The 15052-nt window shown below is 73.5% G+C and carries 9 protein-coding genes; 7 read left to right on the top strand and 2 right to left on the bottom strand.

Annotation, left to right across the window (positions count from 1 at the left end):
- Positions 1-176 precede the first annotated feature (176 nt).
- The 3 genes from HDA43_RS09715 (at position 177) to HDA43_RS09705 (ending at position 2720) form a co-directional block, all read left to right on the top strand.
- A complete protein-coding gene (locus tag HDA43_RS09715) occupies positions 177-893 on the top strand; it encodes an HAD family hydrolase (protein WP_179823022.1) in 717 nt (238 codons plus the stop codon).
- A 145-nt stretch (positions 894-1038) separates the two neighbouring features.
- Entirely contained in the window at positions 1039-1824 is a 786-nt protein-coding gene (locus HDA43_RS09710) for a MerR family transcriptional regulator (RefSeq protein ID WP_179819402.1), read from the top strand.
- Positions 1821-2720, top strand: coding sequence for a hypothetical protein (locus tag HDA43_RS09705; RefSeq protein WP_179819401.1), 900 nt, complete (start codon positions 1821-1823; stop codon positions 2718-2720). The genes HDA43_RS09710 and HDA43_RS09705 overlap by 4 nt, the downstream gene beginning before the upstream one ends.
- Before the next feature lie 80 nt (positions 2721-2800).
- Here the strand turns inward: HDA43_RS09705 and HDA43_RS09700 are convergent, their stop codons facing one another.
- A complete protein-coding gene (locus HDA43_RS09700; protein WP_179819400.1) occupies positions 2801-4366 on the bottom strand; it encodes a penicillin-binding transpeptidase domain-containing protein in 1566 nt (521 codons plus the stop codon).
- 106 nt (positions 4367-4472) lie between these two features.
- On the opposite strand from HDA43_RS09700, the gene HDA43_RS09695 reads away from it, so the two are divergent.
- From HDA43_RS09695 to HDA43_RS09685, 3 genes are all read left to right on the top strand, one after another.
- Positions 4473-5393 (top strand): LysR family transcriptional regulator, encoded by a 921-nt coding sequence (locus HDA43_RS09695; RefSeq protein WP_179819399.1) that lies wholly within the window; start codon positions 4473-4475, stop codon positions 5391-5393.
- Positions 5394-5446: 53 nt separating this feature from the next.
- Positions 5447-6298 carry a serine hydrolase gene (locus tag HDA43_RS09690; protein WP_179819398.1) on the top strand — a complete coding sequence of 284 codons (852 nt, stop codon included), beginning with the start codon at positions 5447-5449 and terminating at the stop codon, positions 6296-6298.
- Positions 6299-6385: 87 nt separating this feature from the next.
- Positions 6386-8368, top strand: coding sequence for an acetoacetate--CoA ligase (locus HDA43_RS09685; protein WP_179819397.1), 1983 nt, complete (start codon positions 6386-6388; stop codon positions 8366-8368).
- A gap of 159 nt (positions 8369-8527) precedes the next feature.
- Here HDA43_RS09685 and HDA43_RS09680 read toward each other — a convergent pair whose 3' ends face one another.
- On the bottom strand, positions 8528-9178 hold the full coding sequence (locus tag HDA43_RS09680) for a GNAT family N-acetyltransferase (RefSeq protein ID WP_179819396.1): 651 nt from the start codon (positions 9176-9178) through the stop codon (positions 8528-8530).
- A gap of 963 nt (positions 9179-10141) precedes the next feature.
- Between HDA43_RS09680 and HDA43_RS09675 the strand changes: the two genes are divergently transcribed.
- Positions 10142-15019 carry an NAD-glutamate dehydrogenase gene (locus tag HDA43_RS09675; protein WP_179819395.1) on the top strand — a complete coding sequence of 1626 codons (4878 nt, stop codon included), beginning with the start codon at positions 10142-10144 and terminating at the stop codon, positions 15017-15019.
- The last annotated feature ends 33 nt before the right edge of the window (positions 15020-15052 follow it).

Genomic DNA, 15052 nt, shown 5'->3' with positions numbered 1-15052 from the left:
CGGCGTGCGCCGGACCGGACGCCCCCGGTCACACCCGACGCCCCACCGGGCCGTACATCCTCGGCATCGGGTGGGGCGCGGGCCCGGCGGCGGCCGTACCCTTGGCATCCTCACCACCGGCGTCCGCGAGCCCCCGCCCCGGCGGCGTCCGCGACCCCCACCCCCGGGAGGCCACGATCAACCGCCTGGTTCTCTGGAACATCGACCTCACGCTGGTCGACGTGTCCATCGTGACCCGCGACGCGTACGCCGAGGCGTTCCGCCGGGTCACCGGCCGTCCGCTGGTCAAGCTGACCCAGCACAACGGCCGCCCGGACTCCGAGATCGTCTTCGAGATGCTCGCCCTGAACGGGGTCGTCGCCACCGACGACCACCTGCCGGCGTTCCTCGACGCGCTGGCCGTCGCCTTCGCGGCCCGACGCGGCCTGCTGACCCGGGACGGCCGGACGATGCCCGGCGCGGCCGACGCGCTCAGGGCCGTGGCCAGGCTCGACGGCACCGTCCAGTCGGTGCTCACCGGCACGATCAAGAGCAACGCCGTGCACAAACTGACCGCCTTCGGCCTGGACCGGCACGTCGACTTCGAGGTCGGCGGCTACGGCGAGGAGGTCTACCCCAAGGCCACCCTGCTCCAGGTCGCCCAGGGCCGGGCCAGGGCCAAGTACGGCACGGCCTTCGACGGCGGCAACACCGTGCTGATCGGCGACTCGGCCCGCGACGTCCAGGCCGCCCGGATCGCCGGGGCCGCGATGATCGGCGTCGCCACCGGCCGCTCCCTGCCGGCCGCGCTGCACGAGGCGGGCGCCGACGTGGTGCTGCCCGACCTGGCCGACCCCTCAGAGGTCGTCGCCGCCGTGGCCGGCCTCACCTCCCCGTCCCGTAAGGCCGGCTGAGCCACGGGGCGTTCCGGGCCACGTCGCGCCGGGCCGCGAACCGCCGTCCCCGGGTGCCCCGGGGCGTTCTCCGGGGTCCTCCGTCCCGCCCGGGACGGAGGCTCCGCGTTGACCTTGTCGCGACGTCAACGTTTCTAATGGCGGTATGAAGATCGGCGAACTCGCCGCGCTGGCCGGGGTCTCCACCCGGACGGTGCGCCACTACCACCGGATCGGTCTCCTCCCCGAGCCGGAGAGGCTGACCAACGGCTACCGGGACTACCGCCTGCGTGACGCGATCGCCCTGGCCCGGGTGCGGAGGCTGGCCGAGCTGGGGCTGTCCCTGGACGAGATCCGCGACGTGCTGGCCGACGACCGGGGCCGGGACCTGGAGGAGGTGCTGGCCGAGCTGGACGCCGACCTCGCCCGGCAGCAGCAGGCGATCGCCGCCCGGCGCGCCCGGCTGGCGGCCCTGCTGGCCGACCCCGCCGGCCTGCACCCCGACGCGACGGTGTCCCCCGGCGTGGCGGAGGTGCTGAGCGGCTTCCCGGCCGGGGAGTCGGCGCTCGCCGACCTCGACCGCGAGCTGCTGGCGCTGCTGGACACCGCGGTCACCCCGGAGGGCCACGAGCGGCTGCTCGGCCTGATGCGCCCGCTCACCGAGCCGGCCGCCGCCGCCCGGTGGAGGGCCGTCTACGAGCGGCTCGACGAGCTGACCGAGGCCGACCTCGGCGATCCCCGCGTCGCCGAGGTCGCCGCCGACGTGGCGGCCTGCATTCCGGGCGAGGCGGCGGCGATGGCCGCGGCCATGGGCGACCTCGCCTCCACGGAGGCGGAACGGTGGCTGCGGACGCTGTACGCCGAGGTGTCGCCCGCCCAGGCCGAGGTGTTCCGGCGGGCCATCGGCATGATCGCCCGGGGATCCGAGGAGAAGCCCGTGGAGGGACGATGACGCTCCGGATCGCGCGTGCCGCGCTGCTCGCCGTACCGGTCGCCGAGCTGGTGCTCGTGGTGCTGCTGCTGTCCGGGGCGCCGCTGCCGGTCCCGGTGGTCATGGCGGCGGAGGGGCTCGTCGCGGCGGTGTTCGCGCTGGAGGCGGTGACCTTCGTCCGGCTGTTCCGGGACGAGCGCCGCCGCGGCGCGGGCCGCCGGGCCGCCGTCCGGGGGGTCGCGCGCCGGCTGGTGCCGGAGCCGGTGCGCAGGCTCATGGGGTTCGAGGCCCGCAGCATGGCCTCCCTCGCGCTGTGGGCGGCGCGCCGCCGCGACGGCGTCCCGCCGGGCGCGGTCGCGGTGCCGTACGCCCGGGGGCAGTTCTCCACGGTCCTGCTCCTGCTGTTCGCGACGGTGGTGGAGGGGACGGCCGTGGAGCTGATGCTGCAGGGCGGGAGCGTGCCGTGGGCGGTGCACCTGGTGATGCTCGCGCTGCACGTCTACTCGGTCGTCTTCCTCCTGGCGTTCGGCGCCGCCTGCGCCACCCGGCCCCACGTCGTCTCCGATCGTGAGCTGCGCGTCCGGTACGGGGTCTTCCTCGACCTGCGCGTCCCCCGCGAGCTGATCTCCTCGGTACGGCGGGCGTCCGGCTACGGCGAGTCCGGCATGGTGACCGTGAAGGACGGGCGGCTCGGCGTGGCGGTCTCCTCCCAGACGAACGTGGTCGTCGAGCTGGCCGAGCCCGTCGTCGCGGTCCGCCCGTTCGGCCGCCGCGCGGAGGTCCGGGTGATCCGGTTCTTCGCCGACGACCCCGCCGCAGCCCTGGCCGCCCTGCGCCCGCCGGTTTCCGGCCCGGCCCCCGGGACGGGCCGGAAACCGGCACGGGACGCGGCCCGGCCGGACCCGGCGATCCCGTGACCCGGCGGCCCGGAACGCCGGATCCGTGATCGGAGCCGGTCGGCGGCCCGCCACCCGGAACCCCGGCCCGGCGGCCCGGCTCAGGGCGAGGCGAGGCCGTTGAGGAACCGGGCGGCGATCGGGGCGGCCACCGCCGCTCCCTCGCCGGCACCCTCCACGATCACCGAGAACGCCAGGTCGCCGCGGTAGCCGATGAACCAGGAGTGGGTGGGCGGCTCCTTCCCCGAGCCGAACTCCGCGGTCCCGGTCTTGCCCGCCGTACCGGACGGGAAGGAGACCCCCTTGGCGGTGCCGTCCGTCACCACCGCGGGCATCAGCGTGCGCAGCGCCCGCACCACCGCGGGCTCCAGCCTCCTCGGCTGGGCGGCCGGCAGCAGGGCGGCGTCCACGAGGCGGGGCGGGCGCCAGGAGCCGTCGGCGATGGCGGCGGCGACGGTGGCCATGTTCAGCGGGCTGGTCAGGACGCGGCCCTGCCCGATCGCGGCCGAGGCGAGGTCGGTGTCGTCCTTCGGGGCCGGGAACTGCGCCCGTACGGCGGGCACCCCCGGGTCCACCGGCCCGCCGAAACCGAAGCTCGCCGCGACCGAGGACAGGCGCTCGGCGCCGAGCCGTTCCACGCTCAGCGACCCGAACGTGGTGTTGCACGAGTGCGCGAACGCCGCCCGCAGCGGCACCGTGCCGAAGTCCTCGAAGCCGGCGTTGTGGAAGGCGTAGCCGCCGATGTTCCGCTCGGCGGGGCAGCCGACCGGCTGATCGGCCGTCATGCCGCCCGCGACCAGGGCCGAGGCGGTGACCACCTTGAAGGTGGAGCCGGGCGGGTAGTGGCCGAGCAGCGCCCGGTTGAACCCGCCGGGCTGGTTGGCCACCGCGAGGACCTCCCCCGTCGAGGGGCGCAGCGCGACGAGCGAGGCGGGCTTGGTCACGCCGTCCATGGCGTCGGCGGCGGCGCGGTGCACCCGCAGGTCGATCGTGGTGGTCAGCTTCCGGCCCGGCCGCGCGCCCGCGGTGGCGAGCGTGGTGACCCGTTCGGCGTCCCGCACCAGGTCGACCCGGCCGCCGGAGGAGCCGGTGAGGCGGGCGGCGTACCTGCCGGCGAGCCCCTCGACGAGCTGCTGCACCGAGCCGGGCGCGGAGGGGGTGTCGATCCTGGTGCCGTCGGCGGCCAGGATCGGCGCCCGCTCGGGCCGGGACGGCACGGCCTTGATCCGCAGGTCCGGGCCGAGGCGGGGGTGGATCGCCGCCGGGGTCCACCGCACCCGCCAGGCCCGCTCGTGCTCGACCACCCGCAGTGACCCGTCGTAGGACCAGCGCACCGGGCCGTCCAGCGTCGCCCGGAACCGGACCGTGGAGCCGTCGGAGCCGTCGGAGCCGTCGGAGCCGTCGGCGTCGTCGCCACCGGTGACCCGGAAGGCGGCCCCCGACATCTTCAGGTCCGACCGGAAGCGGGTGTACCAGCGGTCGAAGTCACCCGGCGGGTCGACGGTCAGCGCCCGCATCGCCCGGTAGTCCTGCCGGGTCCAGGCGGCGAGGAAGTCCCGGGCGGTGTCCTCGGGCGACCCCGGCGTGCGCAGCAGCCACACGCCCGCGCCCGCCGCGGCGGCGGCCAGCGCGACCGCGGCCGCGCCGTACCTGTATTTGTTCCTCATGGTTCGTCCCCCTGTCTCGCAGGTCGAGGAGACCAGAGGCGTCCCAGCGATGTCCAATATTGATATCCGCTGCTGATCTATAGCGAAACCGATATGATCCCTGCTCATGGACATCGTCCGCCATCTGCGCTACTTCACCGTCGTCGCCGAGGAACTCCACTTCGGCAACGCGGCGATCAGGCTCGGCATGGCCCAGCCGCCGCTCAGCCAGCGCATCCGGCGACTGGAGGACGAGCTCGGCGTGCGGCTGTTCGACCGCTCCGCCCGCCAGGTGCGGCTGACCGAGCAGGGGCGGATGCTGCTGCCCGAGGCACGCGAGATCGTGTCGCGGGTGGAGCGGCTGCGCGAGCTGGCCGGGCGCGGCGAGGGCGCGGTGCTGCGGGTGGGGGTCCTGCCCGACCTGGGGTCGGCGGTGATCGCGGCGCTCATCGCCGGGTTCCGGGAGCGGGCCCCCGACGTACGGCCGGCGCCGGCGGAGATGTGGAGCGCCGACCAGGTCGCGGCGCTGCTCGACGGCACCCTCGACGTGGGCGTGGTCCGGCACCCGGTGGCCGTGCCGGGCCTCCGCTTCGGCCCGGTGCTCGTCCAGCGTCCCGGCGTGGTGCTGGCCGAGTCCGACCCGCTGACGGCGTCGGCGTCGGTGCACCTGGCCGACCTGGCGGGGCGGCGGCTCGTGCTCTACCCTCACGAGCCCGGACTGCACGAGGAGACGCTCACCGAGTGCCGCCGCCACGGGTTCGTCCCCGAGGAGGTCCACGAGGCGCAGACCCTCGGCCTGGTCATGGCGGGCACGGCCGTCGCCTTCGGGCCGCAGGTCGCCCTTCCCGGGCTGCGCTGGAGGCCGCTGCTGGGCACCCCGCTGACCTGGCAGGTCTCCACCGCCTGGCGCGGAGAGCCCGGGGAGGCTGCCGTAGCCTTCGGTGCGGTGGCGGTACGAGTGCTGAAGGAGAACGCCGGGATGACGGACGACGGAGTGGCGCCGGCCCGGCGGGTGCGGGCCCGCCCCGCCTCCGGGTTCCTCGCTTGACCTCCGCCCGTCCCGGCCCCGGCGACCGGGCTTCCCTCGCCCAAGGAGATTCGATGACCGGCCTCGGCACCCTCTTCCGCTCCGCCGGGGTGACGGGCTTCCTGCACGCCGTGGACGTCGACACCGGCGCCGAGGTCGCCCACGACGCCGACGACGCCGTGGTCACCGCCTCGATGTTCAAGGTGGCGCTGCTGGTGGAGTTCTTCCGGCAGGCGGACCGGGGGCTGCTGGACCCGGCCGAGCGGGTCACGGTCATGGCGGACCGCCACACCCCCGGGGCCACCGGAGTGTCGGCGATGTCCGACGACGTGACGATGTCCCTGCGCGACCTGGCCTACCTGATGATGGCGGTCAGCGACAACACCGCCGCCGACACGCTGATGGACCGGGTCGGGCTGTCGGCGGTCAACACCATGCTCGCCGGTCTGGGGCTGACCGGCACACGGGTCGAGCACGACTGCCGCGGGCTGTTCGCGAGCATCGTCGAGGACTCCGGGCAGGAGGAGATGCCCACCGACCCCGCCGTGCTGGCACGGCTGCGGGCGCTCGACCCCGCGCGCACCAACCGCAGCACCCCGCGCGAGACGACGCGGCTGTTCGGCATGATCTGGCGTGACGAGGCGGCCTCGCCGCGGTCGTGCGCCGCGATGCGCAGGCTGCTCGGCCTGCAGGTGTGGCCGCACCGCCTGGCGGCCGGCTTCCCCTACGACGACGTCGCGGTCAGCGGCAAGACCGGGACGCTGCCCACGATCCGCAACGAGGCCGGCGTGGTGGAGTATCCCGACGGCGGGCGTTACGCCGTCGCCGTCTTCACCCGCTCGTACGGCACCGCCCACAACCAGCCCCGCGCCGACGCGGTGATCGGCGCCGCGGCGCGGGCCGCCGTGGAGCGGCTGCGCGGCTGAGCCACGTGGCCGGAACACACCCCGTGCCCGGCCGGTGTGTGCGCCCGGGGGATGACATTCGGGCGGGCCGCCGACAGGATGGGGACCATGGTTGAGGAAGGTGCGCTGCTCTGGGAACCCTCCCCGGAGGTCGTGAGAGACGCCAAGGTGACCCGCTACATGGAGTGGCTCGGCCGGCCGGGCGACTACGACTCCCTGTGGCGGTGGTCGGTGGACGACCCCGCCGGGTTCTGGACGTCGGTCTGGGACTACTTCGGGGTGGCCGGCGAGCGCGGCGACGGGCCCGTGCTGTCCGGGACGATGCCCGGCGCGGAGTGGTTCGCCGGCTCGACGCTGAACTACGCGGCCAACGCGCTGCGCCGCGCCGCGTCCGACCCCGGCCGCCTCGCGGTGGTGGCGCGCGACGAGACCGGTGAGCGCCGGACCCTCACGCTGGGGGAGCTGGCCGGTGAGGTCGCGCGGGTCCGCGCGGGCCTGGCCGCGCTGGGCGTCGGCCGGGGCGACCGGGTCGCCGCCTACGCGCCGAACGTGCCGGAGACGCTGATCGCCTTCCTCGCCACGGCCTCGCTGGGGGCCGTCTGGTCGTCGTGCTCCCCGGACTTCGGGGCCTCCAGCGTGATCGACCGGTTCACCCAGATCGAGCCGAAGGTGCTCATCGCGGTGGACGGCTACCACTACAACGGCAGGCGGTTCGACCGCTCCCAGGTCGTGCGGGACATCGCGGCCAAGCTGCCGACCCTGGTCGCCCGGGTGCGCGTCCCCTCCCCGGGCGCGCCCGCCGGAGCCGGGACGCCCTCGACCGAAGCGTCCGGTGAGGGGACGGCCGGCGCCGCCGGGGACGGCGGGCGGGTGATCGACTGGGCGGAGCTGCGGGCCGCCGAGGGGCCGCTCGACTTCGAGCCGGTGCCGTTCGGCCACCCGCTGTGGATCGTCTACTCCTCCGGTACGACCGGCCTGCCCAAGCCGATCGTGCACGGCCACGGCGGCGTGGTGCTGGAGCACCTCAAGGCGCTCTCCTTCCACCAGGACCTGGGCGAGGGCGACGTCTTCTTCTGGTACACCACCACCGGCTGGATGATGTGGAACTACCTCGTCGGCGGCCTGCTGGTCGGCGCGACGGTGGTGCTCTACGACGGGTCGGCCGCCCACCCGGGCACCGACGCGCTGTGGCGGCTGGCCGCCGAGGAGGGGGTGACGTACTTCGGCGTCGGCGCGCCGTACATCGTGACCTCGATGAAGGAGGGGGTGCGGCCGGAGGGGCTGGAGGCGCTGCGCGGCGTGGGCTCCACCGGTTCGCCGCTGCCGCCGGAGGGGTTCGCCTGGATCGCCGAGGCGCTGCCCGCGGTCCAGCTCGGCTCGTTCTCCGGGGGCACCGACGTCTGCACCGGCTTCGTCGGCGCGGTCCCGCTGCTGCCGGTCCGCGCGGGCGTCATCCCGTGCCGCTGCCTGGGCGCGAAGGTGGAGGCGTTCGACCCGTCGGGCCGGCCGGTGATCGGCGAGGTGGGCGAGCTGGTGCTGACCGCGCCGATGCCCTCGATGCCGGTCATGTTCTGGAACGACCCGGACGGCGCCCGCTACCGGGAGAGCTACTTCGCCGACTACCCCGGCGTCTGGCGGCACGGCGACTGGATCAAGATCCTGCCGGATGGCGGCTGCGTGATCTACGGCCGCTCCGACTCCACCCTCAACCGGGGCGGCGTGCGGATGGGCACCAGCGAGTTCTACCGGGTGGTGGAGCGCTTCACCGAGATCGCCGACAGCCTGGTGATCGACACCGGCCAGCTCGGCCAGGACGGCCGGCTGCTGCTGTACGTCACCATGGCCGAGGGGGCCGAGCTGTCCGGCGACCTGCTGGCCAGGCTGCGCACGGCGCTGCGTGAGGAGCTGTCCCCGCGGCACGTGCCGAACGAGGTCATCGAGGTCCCGGGCATCCCGCGCACGCTCAGCGGCAAGAAGCTGGAGGTGCCGGTGCGCAAGATCCTTCTCGGCGTCCCCGCCGAGAAGGCCGCCAACCTCGACGCCATGGCCAACCCGGAGGTGCTCTCGCACTTCACGCCGAACGAGGACTGACGCGGATCACTGAGGCACGGCTCGGCGAGCCGTGCCTCAGTGGTCCGCCCGCCACGGAAGGCGATGACTCCGGGCCGTCTTCCCGGCCGCGATCCGGAGCCGGACGGCCTGGCCTTCTTCGCCGGAGGGGACGGCGGGCCGAGACCACGTTCGGGGCGGTCAGCGGCTCTCCGCCGTACGGTCGGCACCGAACAGCGGCAGGCAGGGCTCCAGGCCGTGGATGGCGATGTCGTCCCGGGCGGTCCAGGCGTCGCGGGCCAGGCGCAGCCGGCGGAGTTCGGCGGCCTCGCCTCTGCGGCTGCGGATCTCCACGCCGTCGGGGACGTAGCCGAGCTTGCGGGAGACCCCGAGCGAGGCGAGGTTGTCGGCGAACGCGCCCGAGAGGGCGTGGCCGGCGCCGAGGCCCGCGAAGGCCAGGTGCAGCACGGCGGCGCGCATCTCGGTGCCGATGCCCCGCCCCTGGAACCGGCGGCCGATCCAGGAGCCGGTGTCGACCTGCCGGGTGACGGCGAAGTCGGTGGCGCCGATCTCCTGGGTGCCGACGACCTCCCCGTCCACGACGGTGACGAAGGAGCAGCTCCACTTCTCCGGAGTCCACGCGCCCCACTGCCGGAAGTGGAAGGCGACGGTGCTCCGCGCCCGCTCGCCGGGCTCGGCGTCGGTCCACGCGAAGAGGAACGGCATGACCCCGGGGTCGTGGACGCCTTCGGCGGCGAGGCCGGCCAGGGCGTCCAGGTCGTCGAGGGACGGGAACCGCAGCTCCAGGCGAGGGGTGGTCACCCGCAGTCCGAAAAGGGGCCAGTTGCGCATTTCCCGATGGTGCCAACCCGGACGGGTGGCGATCCACCCGTTTTCGGCGGACCCCCGGCCCTCGCGATCCGCCCTGCCACGCCGTACGGCCTGTCGCGGGCGGGCCGCCCCGGGGGTTCCGCCACGCCGTACGGCCGGCGGGACGGCCTGCCGGAGCGGTGAGGGCCGGCCCGGGTCGCCGGTGATGCGCGAACCTCGCGAAGACACCCGCCCGGGGCCCTACCATGGGGAGAGAGCGGGGGCTTCCCCGCCGCCCGGACCGCACGAGGCACCCCCCGGCGTCCGGCCGGACCGCTGCGGCGGCCCGCCGGAGCATCGACGCCACGTTGACGTTTCCTGGCTTTTCGGGTGATATGCAGGGCGGCGGCATGTTCTGGTCAACGGGGACCGGAACACGTGGCCGCTGGAGGTGTTGTGCCGCGGGCCATGCCCGGTGGGCGGAGTTTCGGTGGGCGGGGGGCGCGGTGTCGCCGCCTCATCCAGGCCACCCTGTGCGATGCTTTCCTCACCGCCCCCATTCGGCGGGGACCGTCCCTCCCGCACCACGGGACCGCCGGTCCCGCCCCGGCGACGGCGGCTTCCACGCCGACGACGGCGGGGAGCCGCGGGGCCCACGACGCGCCAGGCTCCGACGATCCGCGGCGACCGGTCGCCGGCCGAGCCGACCACGACGGCCACGCCGATCACGACGGCCACGATGGCCCGGCCGCCCGCTCCACCGCGGGGACACCGCGCCGCACTCCGCTTCCGCTCCCGTCCGCGCCGGGCGCCGGCCGTACGGGCGCGGGATGCCCGGGTGCGGGCCGGGCGGGTACGGCGTGCCCGGATGCGGGCCGAGCGGCGGGAGACCCGCCGCCGGGAGAACCGCGGCTTTCGTATTACTTCCTCCGACCCGGGGAACTACGGATTAAGCCGTAGATCCCTCCAACTATGGAAAACCCCTCACAAAGGAGTGAGAGCGACATGCCGCTCAACGAGGCCAAGGACGAGCTACTCAGGAGTGCCGCCGAGATGTGCGCGCACACGCCGGGTAGCGAGCACGTGGGCGCCGAGGAGGCCCTCGCCTATCTGCGGCTGTACTACCGGCATGTCGCCCCCGAGGACCTGCTGAGCCGCGACCCGGTCGACGTCTACGGCCCGGCGATGGCCCAGCGGCAGCTCGCCGAGCAGCGCCCCCAGGGCCGCGCGCTGGTGCGGGCCTACAACCCCACGCTGGAGGAGCACGGCTGGGACCCCGGATGCTCGGTCATCGAGGTGGTCACCGACGACATGCCCTTCCTGGTCGACTCGGTGACGATGGAGCTCGACCGCCACGAGATCGGCGTCCACCTGGTCGTCCACCCCCAGATGCGGGTGCGCAGGGACATGACCGGCAGGCTGCTCGGCCGCGGCGAGGACGACACGACGGGGCAGATGCTCGTCGAGTCCTGGATGCACTTCGAGGTCGACCGCCAGGCCGACGCCGCGGCCCTCAAGGCGCTTGAGGACGACCTGCAGCGGATCCTGTCCGACGTGCGCTTCGCCGTCGAGGACTTCGTCAAGATGCGGGCCCTGGCCGTGCAGACCGCCGAGGACGTCTCGCTCAACCCGCCGCCGCTGGAACCGGCCGAGGCCGAGGACAGCCTGGAGCTGATGCGCTGGCTGGCCGACGGCCACTTCACGTTCCTCGGCTACCGCGAGTACCGCCTGGAGGAGGGCGAGGACGGCGACAGCCTGCGCCAGGTCCCCGGCACCGGTCTCGGCATCCTGCGCCACGACAAGTCGGGCTCGGAGAGCTTCGCCGCCCTCACCCCCGAGCTGCGCGCGAAGGCCCGCGACCGGCAGCAGATGATGATCATCACCAAGGCCAACACCCGCGCCACCGTGCACCGCCCGGCCTACCTTGACTACGTCGGCGTCAAGATGTTCGACGCCGCCGGGGAGGTCGTCGGCGAGCGGCGCTTCCTCGGCCTGTTCACCCACGTGGCCTACAGCGAGTCGATCTCCCGCATCCCGGTGCTCCGGCGCAAGCTGGCCGAGGTCCTCGACCTGGCCGGGTTCACCGCCGACAGCCACGACGGCAAGGACCTCATCGAGATCCTGGAGACCTTCCCCCGCGACGAGCTCTTCCAGACCTCGGTGGAGCAGCTGCTGCCCATCGCGCTCGGCGTGCTCAGGCTCCGCGAGCGCAAGCAGGTCAGGCTCTTCCTGCGCCCCGACGACTACGGCCGCTACATCTCCTGTCTGATCTACCTGCCGCGCGACCGCTACACCACCAAGATCCGCGTCAAGCTGCAGAACCTCCTGCTCAAGGCGATCGGTGGCACCTCGCTCGACTACAGCGCCATGATCGGCGAGTCGGCCCTCGCCCGGCTGCACGTGGTGGTCCGCGGTGAGCGCGGCCGGCCGCTGAGCGCCGACACGGTGAACGTCGAGGAGCTGGAGGCCAAGCTCGCCGCGGCCACCCGCTCCTGGGACGACGACCTCGCCGCCGCGATCGTCGAGCTGAGTTCCGAGGAGGAGGCCCCCGGCCTCGTGCGCCGCTACGCCACGGCGTTCCCCGAGGGGTACAAGGCCGACTTCCCGCCGCGGATGGCCGTCGCCGACCTGCGCCGCCTGGAGGAGCTCGCGGAGTCGTCCGACGAGCTGGGGATGAACCTCTACGAGCCCTACGACGCCGCCGAGGGCGAGCGCCGGTTCAAGATCTACCGGATCGGCGCCCCCGTCTCCCTGTCGCAGGTGCTGCCGCTGCTGCAGCGCATGGGCGTCGAGGTGGTCGACGAGCGGCCGTACGAGATCGACCGCGACAACGACCCCGACACCAAGGACGCCTGGATCTACGACTTCGGCCTGCGCTACACCCCCTCGCAGGAGGTGGACCGCGACGAGTTCAAGCGGCTGTTCCAGGACGCGTTCGAGGCGCTGTGGCACGGCCGGGTGGAGAGCGACGGCTTCAACGCGCTGGTCCTGGCCGCCGGCCTCACCTGGCGGCAGGCCGAGATCCTGCGGGTCTACGCCAAGTACCTCCGCCAGGCCGGCACCACCTTCAGCCAGCACTACATCGAGCAGGTCCTGCTCGGCAACGTCCGCGTGGCCCGGCTGCTGGTGCGCTACTTCGAGGCGAGGCTCGACCCCCGCCGCGCCGAGGACGTCCGCGACGAGCTGCAGGCCGCGCTGCACGAGGAGATCCTCGGAGCCCTGGAGGACGTCGCCTCCCTGGACGAGGACCGCATCCTGCGCGCCTACCTGGAGATGATCGGCGCCACCCTGCGGACCAACTGCTTCCAGACCGTGGACGGCCAGCGCAAGCCGTACATCAGCCTCAAGCTGGACTCGCCGTCGATCAGCGTGCTGCCGCTGCCCCGGCCGAAGTTCGAGGTGTTCGTCTACTCGCCGCGGGTGGAGGGCGTGCACCTGCGCTTCGGCAAGGTCGCGCGAGGCGGCCTGCGCTGGTCGGACCGGATGGAGGACTTCCGCACCGAGGTGCTGGGCCTGGTCAAGGCGCAGATGGTGAAGAACACCGTCATCGTCCCCACCGGCTCCAAGGGCGGCTTCGTCGTGAAGAACCCGCCGAAGTCGGGCGGCCGGGAGGAGGTCCTGGCCGAGGGCATCGCCTGCTACCGGATGTTCATCTCCGGCCTGCTGGACATCACCGACAACCTCGTCGACGGCCGGGTCGTCCCGCCCGCCGACGTGGTCCGGCACGACGAGGACGACACCTACCTGGTGGTCGCCGCCGACAAGGGCACCGCGAAGTTCTCCGACATCGCCAACGAGGTCGCCAAGGACTACGGCTTCTGGCTGGGCGACGCCTTCGCCTCCGGCGGCTCGATCGGCTACGACCACAAGGGCATGGGCATCACCGCCCGGGGCGCCTGGGAGTCGGTCAAGTACCACTTCCGCACCATCGGCGTGGACGTGCAGAGCACCGACTTCACCGTGGCCGGCATCGGCGACATGTCCGGCGACGTGTTCGGCAACGGCATGCTGCTGTCCCAGCACATCCGGCTGGTCGCCGCCTTCGACCACCGGCACGTCTTCGTCGACCCCGACCCGGACGCGGCCCGCGGCTACGCCGAGCGCGCCCGGCTGTTCGCGCTGCCCCGCAGCTCCTGGGCCGACTACGACGCCTCGCTCATCTCCAAGGGCGGCGGCGTCTGGCCCCGTACGGCCAAGTCGATCCCGGTCTCCCCGCAGATGCGCGCCGCGCTCGACCTGGCCGACGAGGTGACCTCGCTGGCGCCCAACGACCTGATCAGCGCCATCCTGCGGGCCCCGGTGGACCTGCTGTGGAACGGCGGGATCGGCACCTACGTCAAGGCGTCGAGCGAGTCCCACGCCGACGTCGGCGACAAGGCCAACGACGCGCTGCGGGTCGACGCCGCCGAGCTGCGCTGCAAGGTGATCGGCGAGGGCGGCAACCTGGGCTTCACCCAGCTCGCCCGGATCGAGTTCGCGCTCAACGGCGGGCTGGTCAACACCGACTTCATCGACAACTCCGCCGGCGTGGACACCTCCGACCACGAGGTGAACATCAAGATCCTGCTGGACCGAGCGGTCCGCGACGGCGAGCTGACCGACAAGCAGCGCGACCAGATCTTCCTCGACATGACCGACGAGGTCGCCGAGCTGGTCCTGCGGGACAACTACGACCAGAACGTGGTGCTGGCCGCCGCCCGCGCCCAGGCGCCGGAGATGCTGCACATCCACGCGCGCCAGCTCCGCAGGCTGGAGCGGGCCGGGCTGCTCAACCGGGAGCTGGAGTTCCTGCCCTCGGACAAGACGATCGCCGAGCGGCGACAGGCCGGGCTCGGGCTCAGCGCGCCGGAGTTCTCGGTGCTGCTGTCCTACACCAAGCTGGTGACGGACGCCGAGATCCTCGCCTCCGACCTGCCCGACGATCCCTACCTGGCCTCCTGGCTGGTGTCCTACTTCCCGTCGGCGCTGCGCGAGCGGATGCGCCCCCACATGGACGCCCACCCGCTGCGCCGGGAGATCATCACCACCTGCGTGGTGAACGACATGATCAACTCCAGCGGGACCACCTTCATGTTCCGGCTGGGGGAGGAGAGCGGCGCGTCCGCCCCCGACATCGCCCGCGCCTACCTCGTCACCCGCGAGGTCTTCGACCTGCCCAGCTTCTGGCGGCAGGTCGAGGAGCTGGACAACAAGGTGGACACCGCCACGCAGATCGCCATGGAGCTGGAGGCGCGCAAGCTGGCCGAGCGCGGCACCCGCTGGCTGCTCGGCAACCGCCGGGCGCCGCTCGACCTGGCCTCCACGGTCGACTTCTTCGCCAAGGGCATGAACGGCCTGCTGCCGCACCTGCCCAAGCTGCTGACCGGCTCGGACCTGTCGGCGTTCGAGGAGCGCCGCGACTCCTTCATCGCCCGGGGCGTGCCCGAGGAGCTGGCCGAGCGGGTCGCGTCGATGGTCCCGGCCTACTCCACGTTCGACCTGGTGGAGGTCGCCTCGCAACTCGGCCGCCCGGTCGGCGAGGTGGCCGAGGTCTACTTCGACCTGGCCGACCGGCTCCAGCTGGCCGGACTGCGCGAGCGCGTCATCGCGCTGCCGCGGGACAACCGGTGGAACTCCATGGCGCGGGCCGCGCTGCGCGACGACCTCTACGCCGCGCACGCCTCCCTCACCCGCGACGTCCTGGCCCACAGCACGCCGGGCCTGTCGCCGGAGGAGCGCCTGGCCCACTGGACCGAGGCGAACGCGGCGGCGGTGGCCCGGGCACGGCAGACCCTGTCGGAGATCTGGGAGAGCGACAACTTCGACCTGGCGACGCTGTCGGTGGCGCTGCGCGCGATCCGCGCGCTGGTGGCCACGGTCAACCTGCCGCTCCGCGAGGTGTGATCCCGAGCCGCGGGGCCCTCGGTGACCGGCCGG

This window comes from Streptosporangium sandarakinum, from assembly GCF_013409935.1.
GTDB classification, from domain to species: Bacteria; Actinomycetota; Actinomycetes; order Streptosporangiales; family Streptosporangiaceae; genus Streptosporangium; species Streptosporangium nondiastaticum.
This window is presented reverse-complemented; position numbering and strand designations above follow the sequence as displayed.